This is a genomic window from Nocardioides luteus (assembly GCF_015752315.1).
Taxonomy (GTDB): Bacteria; Actinomycetota; Actinomycetes; order Propionibacteriales; family Nocardioidaceae; genus Nocardioides.
In genome coordinates this window covers 2,190,927-2,203,861 of the sequence record NZ_JADOVJ010000001.1, presented here as the reverse complement: position 1 = coordinate 2,203,861, position 12,935 = coordinate 2,190,927, and the positions used below count along the sequence as shown (strand labels likewise).

The 12,935-nt window shown below is 72.8% G+C and carries 11 protein-coding genes; 5 read left to right on the top strand and 6 right to left on the bottom strand.

Annotated elements, in window-relative coordinates:
* Positions 1-85: 85 nt before the first annotated feature.
* Positions 86-2,251 (top strand): acyltransferase family protein, encoded by a 2,166-nt coding sequence (locus tag HD557_RS10565; RefSeq protein ID WP_196873860.1) that lies wholly within the window; start codon positions 86-88, stop codon positions 2,249-2,251.
* On the opposite strand, the gene HD557_RS10560 is transcribed toward HD557_RS10565, so the two are convergent.
* From HD557_RS10560 to HD557_RS10550, 3 genes are read right to left on the bottom strand one after another with little or no spacing between them, the layout of a single operon-like run.
* Positions 2,248-2,652, bottom strand: coding sequence for a RidA family protein (locus tag HD557_RS10560; RefSeq protein WP_008356904.1), 405 nt, complete (start codon positions 2,650-2,652; stop codon positions 2,248-2,250). The two genes, HD557_RS10565 and HD557_RS10560, sit on opposite strands and share 4 nt — an antisense overlap.
* Before the next feature lie 26 nt (positions 2,653-2,678).
* Positions 2,679-3,428: an IclR family transcriptional regulator gene (locus HD557_RS10555; RefSeq protein ID WP_196873859.1), complete on the bottom strand. Its 750-nt coding sequence runs from the start codon at positions 3,426-3,428 to the stop codon at positions 2,679-2,681.
* Positions 3,425-4,450, bottom strand: a complete 1,026-nt coding sequence (locus HD557_RS10550; RefSeq protein ID WP_307785587.1) for a sugar kinase — start codon at positions 4,448-4,450, stop codon at positions 3,425-3,427. Before HD557_RS10550 ends, HD557_RS10555 begins: the two co-directional genes overlap by 4 nt.
* Before the next feature lie 126 nt (positions 4,451-4,576).
* On the opposite strand from HD557_RS10550, the gene HD557_RS10545 reads away from it, so the two are divergent.
* From HD557_RS10545 to HD557_RS10530, 4 genes are read left to right on the top strand one after another with little or no spacing between them, the layout of a single operon-like run.
* Entirely contained in the window at positions 4,577-5,908 is a 1,332-nt protein-coding gene (locus tag HD557_RS10545) for an alanine racemase (protein ID WP_196873858.1), read from the top strand.
* Between the two features lie 13 nt (positions 5,909-5,921).
* Positions 5,922-7,532 (top strand): N-acyl-D-amino-acid deacylase family protein, encoded by a 1,611-nt coding sequence (locus HD557_RS10540; RefSeq protein ID WP_196873857.1) that lies wholly within the window; start codon positions 5,922-5,924, stop codon positions 7,530-7,532.
* A gap of 11 nt (positions 7,533-7,543) precedes the next feature.
* A complete protein-coding gene (locus HD557_RS10535) occupies positions 7,544-8,182 on the top strand; it encodes a bifunctional 4-hydroxy-2-oxoglutarate aldolase/2-dehydro-3-deoxy-phosphogluconate aldolase (RefSeq protein ID WP_231380253.1) in 639 nt (212 codons plus the stop codon).
* Positions 8,183-8,216: 34 nt separating this feature from the next.
* Positions 8,217-9,605, top strand: coding sequence for a GntP family permease (locus tag HD557_RS10530; protein WP_196873855.1), 1,389 nt, complete (start codon positions 8,217-8,219; stop codon positions 9,603-9,605).
* 56 nt (positions 9,606-9,661) lie between these two features.
* Here HD557_RS10530 and HD557_RS10525 read toward each other — a convergent pair whose 3' ends face one another.
* Genes HD557_RS10525 through HD557_RS10515 form a run of 3 tightly spaced genes read right to left on the bottom strand, consistent with a single transcriptional unit; the run spans position 9,662 to position 12,919 of the window.
* Positions 9,662-10,207: an HIT family protein gene (locus HD557_RS10525; RefSeq protein ID WP_196876361.1), complete on the bottom strand. Its 546-nt coding sequence runs from the start codon at positions 10,205-10,207 to the stop codon at positions 9,662-9,664.
* Between the two features lie 40 nt (positions 10,208-10,247).
* On the bottom strand, positions 10,248-12,131 hold the full coding sequence (locus tag HD557_RS10520; RefSeq protein WP_196873854.1) for an FtsX-like permease family protein: 1,884 nt from the start codon (positions 12,129-12,131) through the stop codon (positions 10,248-10,250).
* On the bottom strand, positions 12,128-12,919 hold the full coding sequence (locus HD557_RS10515; RefSeq protein ID WP_196873853.1) for an ABC transporter ATP-binding protein: 792 nt from the start codon (positions 12,917-12,919) through the stop codon (positions 12,128-12,130). The genes HD557_RS10520 and HD557_RS10515 overlap by 4 nt, the downstream gene beginning before the upstream one ends.
* Positions 12,920-12,935 lie beyond the last annotated feature (16 nt).

Sequence of the window (12,935 nt, the reverse complement as noted above, 5' to 3'; positions counted from 1 at the left end):
CAACGCCCGTACGCCAACACGTCACCACCGCCCGTTATGGTGCGACGGCTCCCGCCCACCGACGCCCCACTAGAAACAGCGACACGTGACCGCCATTTCGGATTTCCCCACTCCTCCGGCCGCTGGGGCAGACCTCGAACCCAAGAGCCCCAAATCTGGGCAGACCTCGACGCGGACCTCCGCCGGGCACATCAGCGAGATCCACGGCCTGCGTGGCATCGCATTGGCGCTCGTGGTCGCGTTCCACCTCTTCGGCAACGGCCGCGTCTCGGGCGGGATCGACGTCTTCCTGGTGATCTCCGGCTTCCTCGCCACCCGGTCGCTGGTGGGCAGGGCCGAGCGCGGCAAGGTCCGGCTGGCCGAGCACTACGGACGTACGTTCGCGCGGCTCGCCGCGCCGGCGCTGATCGTGCTGGCCGCGACGGCCGCGCTGATGGTCGCCTTCATCCCGCAGACGCTGTGGACGCAGACCACGCGCGAGATCATCGCGGCCGCGACCTACCTGCTCAACTGGGAGCTCATCGCCAGCCAGCTCTCCTACGGCGCGGCGGGACCGTCCTCGACGCCGGTGCAGCACTTCTGGTCGCTCGCGGTGCAGGGGCAGTTCTTCCTGCTCTGGCCGCTCGTGGTCGTCGGGCTCGCCTTCGTCCTACGCGGCCGGATCGGCCTGGCGCGGACGCTGTTCGTGCTGACCGCGGCCGCGTTCGCGGTCTCCTTCCTCTACGCCATCAAGGTCTCCGGGGCCGACCAGGCGGCTGCGTACTTCAACTCCATCACCCGTTTCTGGGAGATCGCCGCCGGCGCCCTGACCGCGCTCGCGCTGCGCCGCCTGAGCCTGCCCGAGAAGATCAAGCCGTACACCGCATGGACCGGTCTCACCCTGGTCGTGACCTGCGGTTTCGTGATGGACGGCGCGGACCGCTTCCCGGGCCCGGCGGCGCTGTGGCCGGTCACCGGAGCGCTGCTGGTGATGGTCGGCTCGACCTCGTCCGCGCGCGGCCCACGGCGGCTGCTGGAGACCCGGCCGCTGCGGTCCGTCGCCGACATCTCCTACGAGCTCTACCTGTGGCACTGGCCGCTGCTCATCGCGTGGCTCTACTACACCGGCGCCGAGCGCCTCACCCTGGTCTCGGCCGCGGGCGTGCTGGTCGTCTCGACCGTGCTGGCGTGGGCGACCAACCGCCTGGTGACCCGCCAGGTCCAGACCTACGTCATCAAGCCCGGCGGGCCACGGGCCCTGGTCGCCACCATGGCCGCTCTCGCGGTCGCCGTCGGCGCCGGGTGGAGCGGCCTGGCCGCGATCAGCTACTCCGAGGACAGGGCGATCGCGGCGGCGGCACGGCTCGCCACCGCCGACCCTTTCACGACCGAGTGCCTGGGCGCCGCCGCGATGGCGGCGACCTCCGCGGGCGGGGAGTGCCGCAACCCCGACCTGCGCGGCGCGCTGATCCCCGCGGTGGCCACCATCGGCGCGGACGATGACAACCGCGGCCAGTGCTGGTCCTTCGAGGAGCGGCCGGTGCGGTTCAGCGCCTGCCCGAACGGTGCCGTCGAGGGCTACGACAAGCGCCTGCTGATGGTCGGCGACTCCCATGCCGTCGCGCCGGTGGGCGCCCTCGACCTGATCGGCAAGCAGCGCAACTGGCGCATCGACGTCGCCTCGCGAGCCGCCTGCCACTGGAACGCCCGCCCGCTCGGCCAGAACATCGCCGACAACCGCCCCGCCTGCGCGGAGTGGAACCGGCAGCTCGAGAGCTACCTGCGCGCACCCGAGCAGAAGGACCTCGACGCGATCATCGTCACCCACTCCGCCCGCAAGACCACACAGCCGCTGGCCGGCGAGACGCCCTACGAGTCCACGGTCAACGGCCTGGTCGAGGCGTGGAGCCACCGGCCCTCGAAGGACGTCCCGGTGATCGCGCTCGTCGACAACCCGATGTTCGAGCCCGACAACGCCGCCTATCTCCGCACCACGCTGGGCTGCATCCAGAGGCACTCCCCCGAGACGGCCGGCGAGGCGTGCGGGCGGCCGCGCACGGACGTGGTCGTCAAGGACCCGCACCGCGACGCGGTCGCTCGCGACCCGAACGCGCACCTGATCGACATGACCCACCTCTTCTGCGAGGACAGGATCTGCCCGGCGGTGATCGGCAACGTCATCGTCTACCGCGACGGCAACCACATCACCTCGCGCTACGCCCGCACGCTGGCTCCCTACCTGGGCCGGGAGCTGGCCGGGGTCATCGGCTAACGGGCCACGGCCAGGGCGTCGATCTCGACCAGCATCTCCTCGCGCGGCAGACCGGTCATCACGGTGGTACGGCACGGGAGGATGCCGCCCTCGGCGACCCGCGAGCCGATGAACTCACCGTAGGCCTCGTTCATCGCGGCGAAGTCGTCGCGGGTCGTGAGGTAGACCCGGAGCATCAGCACGTCCTCGAACCCCGCACCGGCGGCAGCCAGGATCGCCTCCACGTTCTGCAGGGTGCGCACGGTCTGACCCTTCACGTCACCGGGGAACAGGTATTCGTTGGTGACGGGGTCGACCGGACCCTGGCCGGAGACCTGGATCATCCCGCCGCGGACGACGCCCTGGGAGAACGTGTGCGCGGGAGCGGGGGCCTGGTCGGTGGAGATGCGGATGTCGGACATGGGTTGGGTTTCCTCTCGGGGTGTTCTCATGAGCTCCGGCCGGCCCAGTCGGCGGAGATCGCTTCGGTGGCCGCGAGGAGCTGCGGCACCAGGGCACGCACCCCCTCGCGGGGCAGGATGACGTCGGGCACGGAGACGGAGACCGCGGCGATGACCCGCCCGGCCTCGTCGCGTACGGGCGCCCCGACGCAGTTGATGAAGTCCTCGTGCTCGGCGGCGTCCTCGGCCCAGCCCTGCTCGCGCGTGCGGGCGAGCACCTCGCGGTAGCCCGCGGCGTCGGCGATGGTGCGGCTCGTGAACGGGCGGAAGTCGATGCCCGCGATCACGGCGTCCTGCTCCCCCGGCGGCAGGCCGGCGACGAGCACCTTGCCGACGGCGGTGGCATGCAGGGCGGCGGGCAGTCCCACGCGGGAGTACATCCGCACCGAGTGCGTGCTCTCGACCTTGGCGAGATAGATCGCCGTGCCGTTCTCGTACGCAGCCAGGTGGACGGCCTGGCCGCCCGTCTCCGCCGCGAGGCGGGTCAGGTGCGGTTGGGCCACGTCGCGAATCGCGTGCTGGGCGAGGGCCATCGTGCCGAGCGCGAACAGCCGCGAGCCGAGGTGATAGCGCTGGCGGTCGTCGCGGCGTACGAAACGGTCCGCCTCCAACGTGTGCAGCAGCCGCATCGCGGTGGTCTTGTGGACGCCGAGGCTGGCGGCCACCTGGTCGAGGGACCGCTCGCCCTCACCGAGCTCGATGAGGATCTGGAGCGCGCGGGACAGGCTCTGGCTCATCGTGATGCCTCCGCAGGGGTCTCGAGCGCCGGGGAGTCGATGCCGGCGGCGCTCACCCGGGTCGCCGCCCACTCGTCATCGGAGCAGCCGAGCAGCCGGGCACGTACGTCGGCGGCCGGCGGGTCGGCGTGGTCGCCGGTCGCGGCCAGCACGCCCGCTGCGACCAGGTGGCCCTGGCGCAGCCGGCCGACCGGCCCGATCCCGTCCACGAGCGCCGCCAGGTAGCCCGCCGCGAAGCCGTCGCCGGCGCCGACGGGCTCCACCACGTCGACCCGGAGCGCCGGGACCTCGGCGGCACTCCCGTCCGGGTCGTGCTCACCGGCCGCGTGCGAGTCGGCCTTGATCACGAGCCGCGGCCGGTCGCCGAGGAAGCCGCGCAGCTCGTGAGGAGTGTCCACGCCGAGGGCCGCGCGCGCCTCGTCGGCGCCGAGCAGCACCACGTCGGCCGCGCGGAGCAGGTCCACCAAGGGGGCGACGTCCCGGCCGGCCCAGAGCGCCGGTCGCCAGTTGAGGTCGACGCTGAGCCGGAAGCCGAGCTCCTCGCGCAGCGCCAGCAGGCGGGCGACCAGCGCCGACCCCTCCTCGAGGATGCCGGCGGTGATGCCGGAGGTGTGCACGACCTCGGCCGACGCCAGCGCCTGCGCGACCCCGGGCCCGTCGAGCAGGTCCGCGTCCATGGCGGCTGCCGCGGAACCGGCGCGGTAATAGTGCATCCGGCTGCCGTCAGGGGCGGGCTCCTTCACGTAGAGCCCCGTGGGCCGCTCGGGGTCGCGCTCGGCCAGGACGTCCACGCCGCGCGCGGCCAGGTCGTCGGTCACGACGTCGCCGAACGGGTCCCGGCCGAGCCGGGACACCCAGGCGGTCGGCACGCCGAGCGCCGCCAGGGCTCCGGCCACATTGGCCTCCGCTCCCCCGACCGAGCGACGCAACGTCGCCGCCTCGGCCAGCGGCCGGTCGCCCTCCGGACGCAGGACGACCATCGCCTCCCCGAGACAGACCGCTCGCACCTCTCTGCTGCCCACCGATGGAGCTCCTCCCCTGTTGCTTCACCTCCGGCCCGTTGACGACCGCTGTGACCGATGCTACAACTATCAAATCAGATTACGCAATCACCGTTGCATCATGTGCAACGCGAGGAAGGACGGGCCATGGATCACCCGGCAGCCCACATCGACACGACCGCCGTCGCGGCACTGCGCGACGAGCGGGTCGACTGGCGCCACAAGGCGATCCCGCCCGCACTCTGGGGACGTACGGTCGCCGAGGTGCTCGACGAGGCGCCCCGGCTCTCGCAGCTGCCCACGCCCGTGCTCTCCCTGTCCCGGGTCGCGATGAGCCACAACCGCGACGTGCTGGCGGCATGGTGCGCCGAGCGCGGCATCGCCCTCGCCCCGCACGGGAAGACCACGATGGCTCCGCAGCTGTGGGCCGAACAGCTCGCCGCCGGGGCGTGGGCGATCACCGTCGCCAACCTCCCCCAGCTCGCCGTCGCCCGCGCCTTCGGTGTCTCCCGGGTGATCGTGGCCAACGCGATCGTCTCCCCGCTCGCCCTGCGCTGGATCGCCGACCAGCTCACCGAGGACCCCGATCTCGAGGTGCTGGTCTGGGCCGACTCGCCGCGGACGGTCGCGCTGATGCACGACGCCCTCGCGGCCCATGTCGCCGCGGCCGGGCCGCGTCGACCGCTCGGCGTCCTCGTCGAGCGCGGCGCCACAGGCGGTCGCACAGGCACCCGGGACGAGGCGACCGCGGTCGCCGTGGCCGAGGCGATCGCCGCCTCTCCCCACCTGGAGCTCGCCGGGGCCACCGGCTACGAGGGCGCCCTCGCGCACACCACGGACGCGGCCGCGCTCGGCGTCGTCCATGCGTACGTCGACAGCCTGGTCTCCCTGCACCGGCGGATCTCCCACCTGCTCCCCACCGACGGCACCCCGGTCGTGAGTGCCGGTGGCAGCGCCTACTTCGAGCAGGTGGCCGACGCGCTCGCCCCGCTCGTGACGGGCGAGGAAGCGCGGGTGGTGCTGCGCAGCGGCGCCTACATCACCCACGACGACGGCTTCTACCGCGGCATCTCGCCGCTGGGGAACGCACCCCGCACCAGCGGCCCCGGCCTGCGCAGCGCCCTGCACGGATGGGTGCGGATCAGCTCCCAGCCGGAGCCGGGGCTCGCGCTGTTCGACGCCGGCAAGCGCGACCTACCGTTCGACGAGGGCCTCCCCGAGGCTCAGCTCCTGCGCGCCCGGACCACCGGCTCCCCTGCGACACCCCTGACCGGCGTCGAGGTGACCGCGCTCAACGACCAGCACGGCTTCCTCCGCTGGGACCCCGCCGCCGAGGCGCCCGTCGAGATCGGCGACGAGCTCCGCCTCGGGCTCTCGCACCCCTGCACCGCCTTCGACAAGTGGGGCCTCATCCCGGTCCTCGACGACGCCGACGCCGACGACCCGGTCGTCGTCGACCTCGTGCGCACCTGGTTCTGAGAGAGGACCGACCATGACCGACCTGCTCATCCGGGACGCGACCGTCATCGACGGCACCGGCGCCCCGGCCTTCCACGCCCACGTCAGCATCGACGCGGGCCGGATCACCGGCATCCACACCGACGGCTCGGCGCCGGCCGCGCGCCGCACCGTCGACGCCGCCGGCCGGACGCTGACGCCGGGGTTCATCGACATGCACGCCCACTCCGACCTGCAGATCCTGGTCAACCCGGACCACACCGCCAAGGTGAGCCAGGGCGTCACGCTCGAGGTCGTCGGACAGGACGGTCTCTCCTTCGCTCCCGCCGACGCGGCCGCACGCGACCACCTGCGCCGGCAGATCGCGGGCTGGAACGGCGAGCCGGACGACTTCGACTTCGACTGGGACACCGTGGCCGGCTACCTGGACCGGCTCGACCGCGGGATCGCGTGCAACGCGGCGTACCTGGTGCCGCAGGGGACGCTGCGGCTGATGGTGGTCGGCCCGGACGACCGGCCCGCGACCGCCGCCGAGATCGCCGAGATGGCGCGGCTGCTGCGGGTCGGCCTCGAGGAGGGCGCGGTCGGGATGAGCAGCGGCCTGACCTACCCGCCGAGCATGTTCGCCGACGACGACGAGCTCGCGACCCTGTGCCGGGTCGTCGCCGAGGCGGGCGGCTACTACAGCCCCCACCACCGCTCCTACGGGGCCGGGGCCCTCGACGCGTACGCCGAGATGATCGCCGTCGCCCGCACCTCCAGGTGCGCCCTGCACCTGACCCACGCGACCATGAACTTCGAGCCCAACCGCGGGCGGGCCGGTGAGCTCATCGACCTCATCGAGGCCGGCCTGGCCGAGGGTGTCGACATCACCCTCGACACCTACCCCTACCTCCCCGGCGCCACCACGCTGAGCGCAGTGCTACCCAGCTGGTCGACCTCCGGCGGCCCCGACGCCCTGATGGCCCGGATCGCCGACCCGGCCGACCGGGCCCGGATCGCCCACGAGCTCGACCACGTCGGCACCGACGGCTGCCACGGCTGCGTGACCGACTGGCGCACGATCCAGATCAGCGGCGTACGCAACCCCGAGCTGTCGCGCCACGTCGGCCGCACCGTCGCCGAGATCGCCGAGGAGTCCGGCCAGGTGGCCACCGACGTCTTCTTCGACCTCCTCGTCCGTGACCGGATGGCCACCACGATCCTCCAGCACGTCGGCCACGAGGAGAACGTGCAGACGATCATGCGTCACCGCACCCACTGCGGCGGCAGCGACGCGATCCTCGTCGGCGAGCGCCCGCACCCGCGCGCGTGGGGCACCTTCCCCCGCTACCTGGCCCGCTACGTACGCGACCTCGGCGTGCTCGACCTCGTCGACTGCATCCACCACCTGACCGGCCGCCCGGCGGCGAGGCTGCGGCTCACGGATCGCGGCCTCGTGAAGGAGGGGTACGCCGCCGACCTGGTGCTCCTCGACCCCGACACCGTGCAGGACACCGCCACGTTCGAGGAGCCGCGGCAGCAGGCGCACGGCATCGACTGGGTGCTGGTCAACGGCACCGCCGTCATCGAGGACGGCCACCGCACCGACGCGCTGCCCGGACGCGCGCTGCGCCGCACCGACGAAGGAACCCGACCCCGATGAACGAGAGCCCGATGAGCAACCCCGTGATCGACACCCTCCGCACCGACCAGGCGCTGGTCGTCGTACGCGCCTCCCGGCTCGACGATCCCGTCGCGCTCTGCCACGCGCTGGCCGCCGGCGGAATCCGGACCGTCGAGCTGACCTACACGACACCGGGCCTGACCGACCTGCTCGCCGACGTCGCCGCTCGTGCGGACGACGACATCGTCATCGGCGCCGGGACGGTGCTGACCGCCGACCAGGCGCGCGCCGCGCTCACCGCCGGCGCCCGGTTCCTGGTCACGCCCGGCCTCCCGGCCGAGGCCGCGGAGATCGTCGCCGAGGCTCACGCCCACGGGGCGGCCGTCGTGCTCGGCGCGCTCACCCCGACCGAGGTCCTCACCGCGACCGCACTGGGCGCCGACGCGGTCAAGATCTTCCCGGCCCGGGCCGTCGGCCCGCGCTACTTCTCCGACCTGCGGGGCCCGTTCCCCGAGGTCGCCCTGATCCCTTCCGGCGGAGTCGATGACGACAACGCCGCGGAGTTCCTGCGGGCCGGCGCCATCGCCGTGACCGCCGGGACGTCGGTGGTCAAGCCCGCCGACGTCGACGAGGCCCGGTGGGAGCAGATCACCACCAACGCCGCCCGGTTCCGCGCAGCGCTGCGCTGACCCGTCCCCCACCTGACCCGACAGGAGAACAGCCATGCACTGGCTCCAGACAAGCACGCCCGGCCTGTTGCTGCTCTGCGCAGCGGCGATCGCCGTGCTCCTCTTCTTGATCATCAAGGTCAAGCTCGAACCCTTCATCGCACTCTTCATCAGCGGCATCGGCCTGGCCGTCGCGGCCGGGCTGTCCGTCGAGCAGATGGTCGGCACCGCCCTCGCGTCGAAGGAGTCGCTCATCGAGACCGGCTTCGGCGGCGTACTGGGCCACATCGCGCTCATCATCGGTCTCGGCACCGTGCTCGGATCGCTCCTGGAGCGGTCCGGCGGAGCCGACGTCCTCGCCTCGAAGCTGATCGGCATCTTCGGTGAGCGCGGCACCCCGATCGCGATGGGCCTGGTCGGCCTGATCTTCGGTATCCCGGTCTTCTTCGACATCGGCATCTTCGTGCTCGCCCCGCTGGTGTACGTCGCCGCCCACCGCGGCGGTCGCTCGCTGGTCCTCTACGCCCTCCCGGTGCTGGCCGGCCTGTCGATGACACACGCCTTCCTGCCGCCCCACCCCGGCCCGACGGCGCTGGGCGGTCTCCTCGGCGTCGACCTCGGCTGGCTGATCATCATGGGCCTGCTGTGCGGCCTGCCCGCGTTCGCGGCGGCCGGGATCCTGTTCCCGATCTGGATCGCCCCGCGCGTCCAGGTCTCGGTGCCCGAGGAGTTCCTGGTCGCGGAGACCGAGGCCGAGGAGGACCCGACACCCGTCGCCCCGGTCTCGCTCGCCCTCGTCCTCGCCGTCATCTCCGTACCGCTGATCCTCATCCTCGGCGCGACCTTCGGCACGATGCTGCTCGACCCGGGCCGGCTGCTCAGCGTGCTCACCTTCCTGGGCAACCCGGCGATCGCGCTCACCATCGCGGTGCTGCTGGCCTTCTGGCTGCTCGGCATCCGGCGCGGCATGAAGCTCGACGAGATCTCCGAGTTCACCGGCGCCTCGCTGCGCCCGGTCGGCATGATCCTGCTCGTCGTCGGCGCCGGTGCCTTCTTCGGCTCCGTCATCTCCGCGACCGGGGTGGGTGCCGCCCTCGCCGAGGTGCTCGCCGACGCCGGTCTGCCGGTCCTGCTGCTGGCCTACGTGATCTCCTGCGGTCTCCGGATCGCCCAGGGCTCCGCGACCGTGGCGATCGTGACCACCGGCGGCATCGTCGGTCCGACGCTCGCCTCGGGCTACTCCCAGCCCGAGCTCGCCGTGATCGCGGTCGCGATCGCCGCCGGCTCGATCATCCTCAGCCACGTCAACGACGGCGGCTTCTGGATCGTCTCGCGCTACTTCAACCTCAGCGTGAAGCAGACGCTGGCGACCTGGACCGTGCTGGAGACAGTGCTCTCGGTCACCGGCTTCGCGGCCGCCGCCGTGGCCTGGGCGATCGTCTGACCCACTGCGTCACGAAGGGCCGGGAGCACCCGCTCCCGGCCCTTCGCACCTCGTCGCTACGCGTTCTCGGCCCACGCCTTCGCGAGCAGCTCGCGGGTGTCGGTGAGCAGCTGGGGCAGGGTCTTGGTGCGGCCGATGATCGGCATGAAGTTCTGGTCGCCGACCCAGCGGGGCACGATGTGCTGGTGCAGGTGGGCGGCGATGCCCGCGCCACCGGCGGTGCCCTGGTTCATGCCGATGTTGAAGCCCTCAGCCTGCGAGACGCCGGCGAGGGTGCGTACGGCCTGCTTGGTCAGCACCGCCATCTCGGCGGCCTCCTCGTCGGTGGTCTCGACGTAGCCGGCGACGTGACGGTAGGGGCACACCATCATGTGGCCCGGGGCGTACGGGTAGAGGTTGAGCACCACGAAGCAGGTCTCGCCGCGGTGGACCACCAGGCCCTCGGCGTCCTCGAGCATCGGCACCCGGCAGAACGGGCACTTCGTCTCCGAGGGGTCGCTGGGCTTGTTCTCCCCACGGATGTAGGCCATCCGGTAGGGGGTCCACAGCCGCTCCAGCCCGTCGCCCTCGCCGATGCCGTCCTGGGTGAGTACGCCGTCCATCTCTGTCACGCGGCAAACACTACTTAATCCCCTGGAAAGGTCAGTCGGGCGCTTCCCCGCCCCGCAGTGCGTACGCTCCGGCGACGGCGGCGGCGAGCAGCACGACCAGGCAGGCCGCGGTGATCCCGGACAGGGCCTGCCAGGGCACCGTCAGCGGCGCATCCGGCACGTCGCGTACGACCGCCTGGCGCACCAGCCAGCCGGTGAACCCGGTGATCGCGCCGCCGACCAGCAAGGCCCCGGCGCCGGTGAACACCGTCTCCCAGAGCGTGGTCCGGCGCACCTGTGCCGGGGTGGCACCGAGGAGCCGGGCGGTGGCGGTCTGGCGGCGGCGCTGGCTCATCCCGATCAGGACAGCGTTGACGGCCGCGATCGCGGCGTAGACCCCGGCCGGGCCGAGCATCACCCACAGCACGACCGTGTTCGTGGCGCGGGCCTCGGCGGAGACGGTGCCGACCCACTCGGCGGCGGTGCTCACCTGCGCGCCGGTGTCCCGGATCGAGCGTGCCGTCCCGACGACGTCGGCGCCGGCGTCGGTGCGCACGAAGACCGTTCCGGTGTCGCGCGCGACCTTGCCGATGCCGGGCAGGTCGTCGGGCACGATGACGTCGGCCCACAGGTTCGGGGCGTCGGGGACCACGGCGACCAGACGCACGTCGACCTTGCGGCCGCCGACGCGCATCCGGTACGTCCGGCCGACCCGGCCACCGAGGTCGGTGACGTAGGAGGCGGTGACGGCGATCGCCCGGCCGTGCAGGTCCGCGAGACTCCCCTGCCTCGCCTGCAGGCTCCGGGTGGCGGCCGCACCGGCGACGTCGACGACCTCGACCTCGGTGGGACCGTCCCAGAACCCGACCGTCGCGGTGCGACGTACGTCGCTCACCTCCACCCCGGGCACGTCCTGGATCCGCTCGGGATGATCTGTCTGTTCGACGACCAGCTCCGACCTGAGCGCGGCCCGGTCGGCGCCCTCGCTCCAGTCGGCAGTCGCGCCGACGGCGAGCACCATCGAGCCGGCCACCGCCATGATGGCCACCACCGGCGCCGCCACCGCGGCGGTCATCCGGCCGCTGGTGCGGGCGAGGTCGCGGGCCAGGTGGGCCGCGGGGTCCCGTCGCGCCACCGCGGCACCGGCGACGGCCGCGAGCTCGGTGTAGAGCAGGCCACCCACGGCGTTGGCTCCGATCACGGCGACGATCGGGAGGAACATGCCCACGAGCAGGGCGAAGAGCAGCGGCATCCCGGGGGCGAACCAGGCGGTGGTGACCAGCGCGCCGACCGCGGTGAGCGCGACCAGCCCCTGGACCACCGTGGGCCGTCGGCGCTCGAGGACCGCGTCGCGCAGCGCCTCGACCGGCTGCGTACGTCCGGCGCGGGCGCCCGCGCGCCAGGCCCCGACCAGCGCGACCCCGACCCCGCAGGAGGCGGCGATCGCCCACCCGGCTCCCTGGCTCGGCATGCCGAGCAGGACGGGGGTGACGCCGGCCAGGTGCAGGACGCGCAGCACCGGCATCGTCACAGCGGTGCCGAGCAGGCAGCCGGCGACCGTGCCCACCACCGCGACCGCGACCGCCTCACCGAGCAGCAGCGTCCGCACCTGGCGTGGCGTCGCGCCGAGCAGCCGGAGCAGGCCGAGCTCGCGGCGCCGGGTGGCGACCACGAACCCGAAGGTCGAGGAGACCACGAAGAGCGCCAGGAAGAGCGAGATTCCGGCCATGATCCCGAACAGCGACCCGAGGTCGTCGATCTGCGTGCGGTTCTGCTGGTCCAGCCCGTCGGTGACGGTGCCGAGCGCTCCCAACATGTTGGTGGCGAGGGTGATCAGGCCGATCCCGCCGGCGAGGGCGACGGCGGCCCCGGCGTACGGCGGCCACGACTGGCGCAGGGTCTTCAGGCTGTGCGAGACCATCACGAGGACACTCATCGGGCGGCCTCGAGCTCGGCCATCCGCGCACCGATCCGGACCGGGTCGCTGCGCTCCATCTGCCCGACCACCCGGCCGTCGGCGAGGAACAGCACGCTGTCGGCGTACGAGGCGGCGAGCGGGTCGTGGGTGACCATCACGATGGTCTGCGCCGGCCCGCGGGTCCCCGGCGCGTCGACGAGGTCGCGCAGCAGCTCGAGCACCTCGCGCCCGGCGTGGCGGTCCAGCGCACCGGTCGGCTCGTCGGCGAAGAGCACCGCGGGCCGGGAGTGGAGCGCACGCGCGATCGCGACGCGCTGCTGCTGGCCGCCGGAGAGCTCCGGCGGCCGCCGCCGGGCGAGCCCGTGCAGACCGACCTGCTCGAGGGCCCCGATCACCTCGGCGCGATCCGGGCGCCGTCCGGCGAGACGGGCGGGAAGGGCGACGTTGTCGTAGGCGGTGAGGGCGGCGAGCAGGTTGTACTGCTGGAACACGAAGCCCATCATCTCGCGGCGCAGCTTCGTCAGGATCGTCCGGTTCAGGCCGGCCAGGACGGTCCCGGCGACCCGGACGCTGCCCCGGGTGGGCCGGTCGAGGCCGGCGGCGATCTGCATCAGCGTGGACTTGCCCGATCCGGACGGCCCCATGATCGCGGTGAACGTCCCGGCGGCGAAGGCATGGCTCACGCCGCGCAGGGCGTCGACCTTGCCGGAGCGGGACCGGTAGGTGCGGGTGACGTCGTCGAGGACGACGGCGGGAGGGCCGGGCGGCCGGGGCGCGTGGACGGCGGCCGGGATGGTGGCGGTCATGTCTCCAGCCAACGCC

What these genes read in the sequence shown, in the direction of transcription:
- HD557_RS10560 (WP_008356904.1), bottom strand. Translation starts at nt 2,652, where the DNA reads ATGTCCGACATCCGCATCTCCACCGACCAGGCCCCCGCTCCCGCGCAC.
- HD557_RS10555 (WP_196873859.1), bottom strand. Translation starts at nt 3,428, where the DNA reads ATGAGCCAGAGCCTGTCCCGCGCGCTCCAGATCCTCATCGAGCTCGGT.
- HD557_RS10545 (WP_196873858.1), top strand. Translation starts at nt 4,577, where the DNA reads ATGGATCACCCGGCAGCCCACATCGACACGACCGCCGTCGCGGCACTG.
- HD557_RS10540 (WP_196873857.1), top strand. Translation starts at nt 5,922, where the DNA reads ATGACCGACCTGCTCATCCGGGACGCGACCGTCATCGACGGCACCGGC.
- HD557_RS10535 (WP_231380253.1), top strand. Translation starts at nt 7,544, where the DNA reads ATGAGCAACCCCGTGATCGACACCCTCCGCACCGACCAGGCGCTGGTC.
- HD557_RS10530 (WP_196873855.1), top strand. Translation starts at nt 8,217, where the DNA reads ATGCACTGGCTCCAGACAAGCACGCCCGGCCTGTTGCTGCTCTGCGCA.
- HD557_RS10525 (WP_196876361.1), bottom strand. Translation starts at nt 10,207, where the DNA reads ATGGACGGCGTACTCACCCAGGACGGCATCGGCGAGGGCGACGGGCTG.
- HD557_RS10520 (WP_196873854.1), bottom strand. Translation starts at nt 12,131, where the DNA reads ATGAGTGTCCTCGTGATGGTCTCGCACAGCCTGAAGACCCTGCGCCAG.
- HD557_RS10515 (WP_196873853.1), bottom strand. Translation starts at nt 12,919, where the DNA reads ATGACCGCCACCATCCCGGCCGCCGTCCACGCGCCCCGGCCGCCCGGC.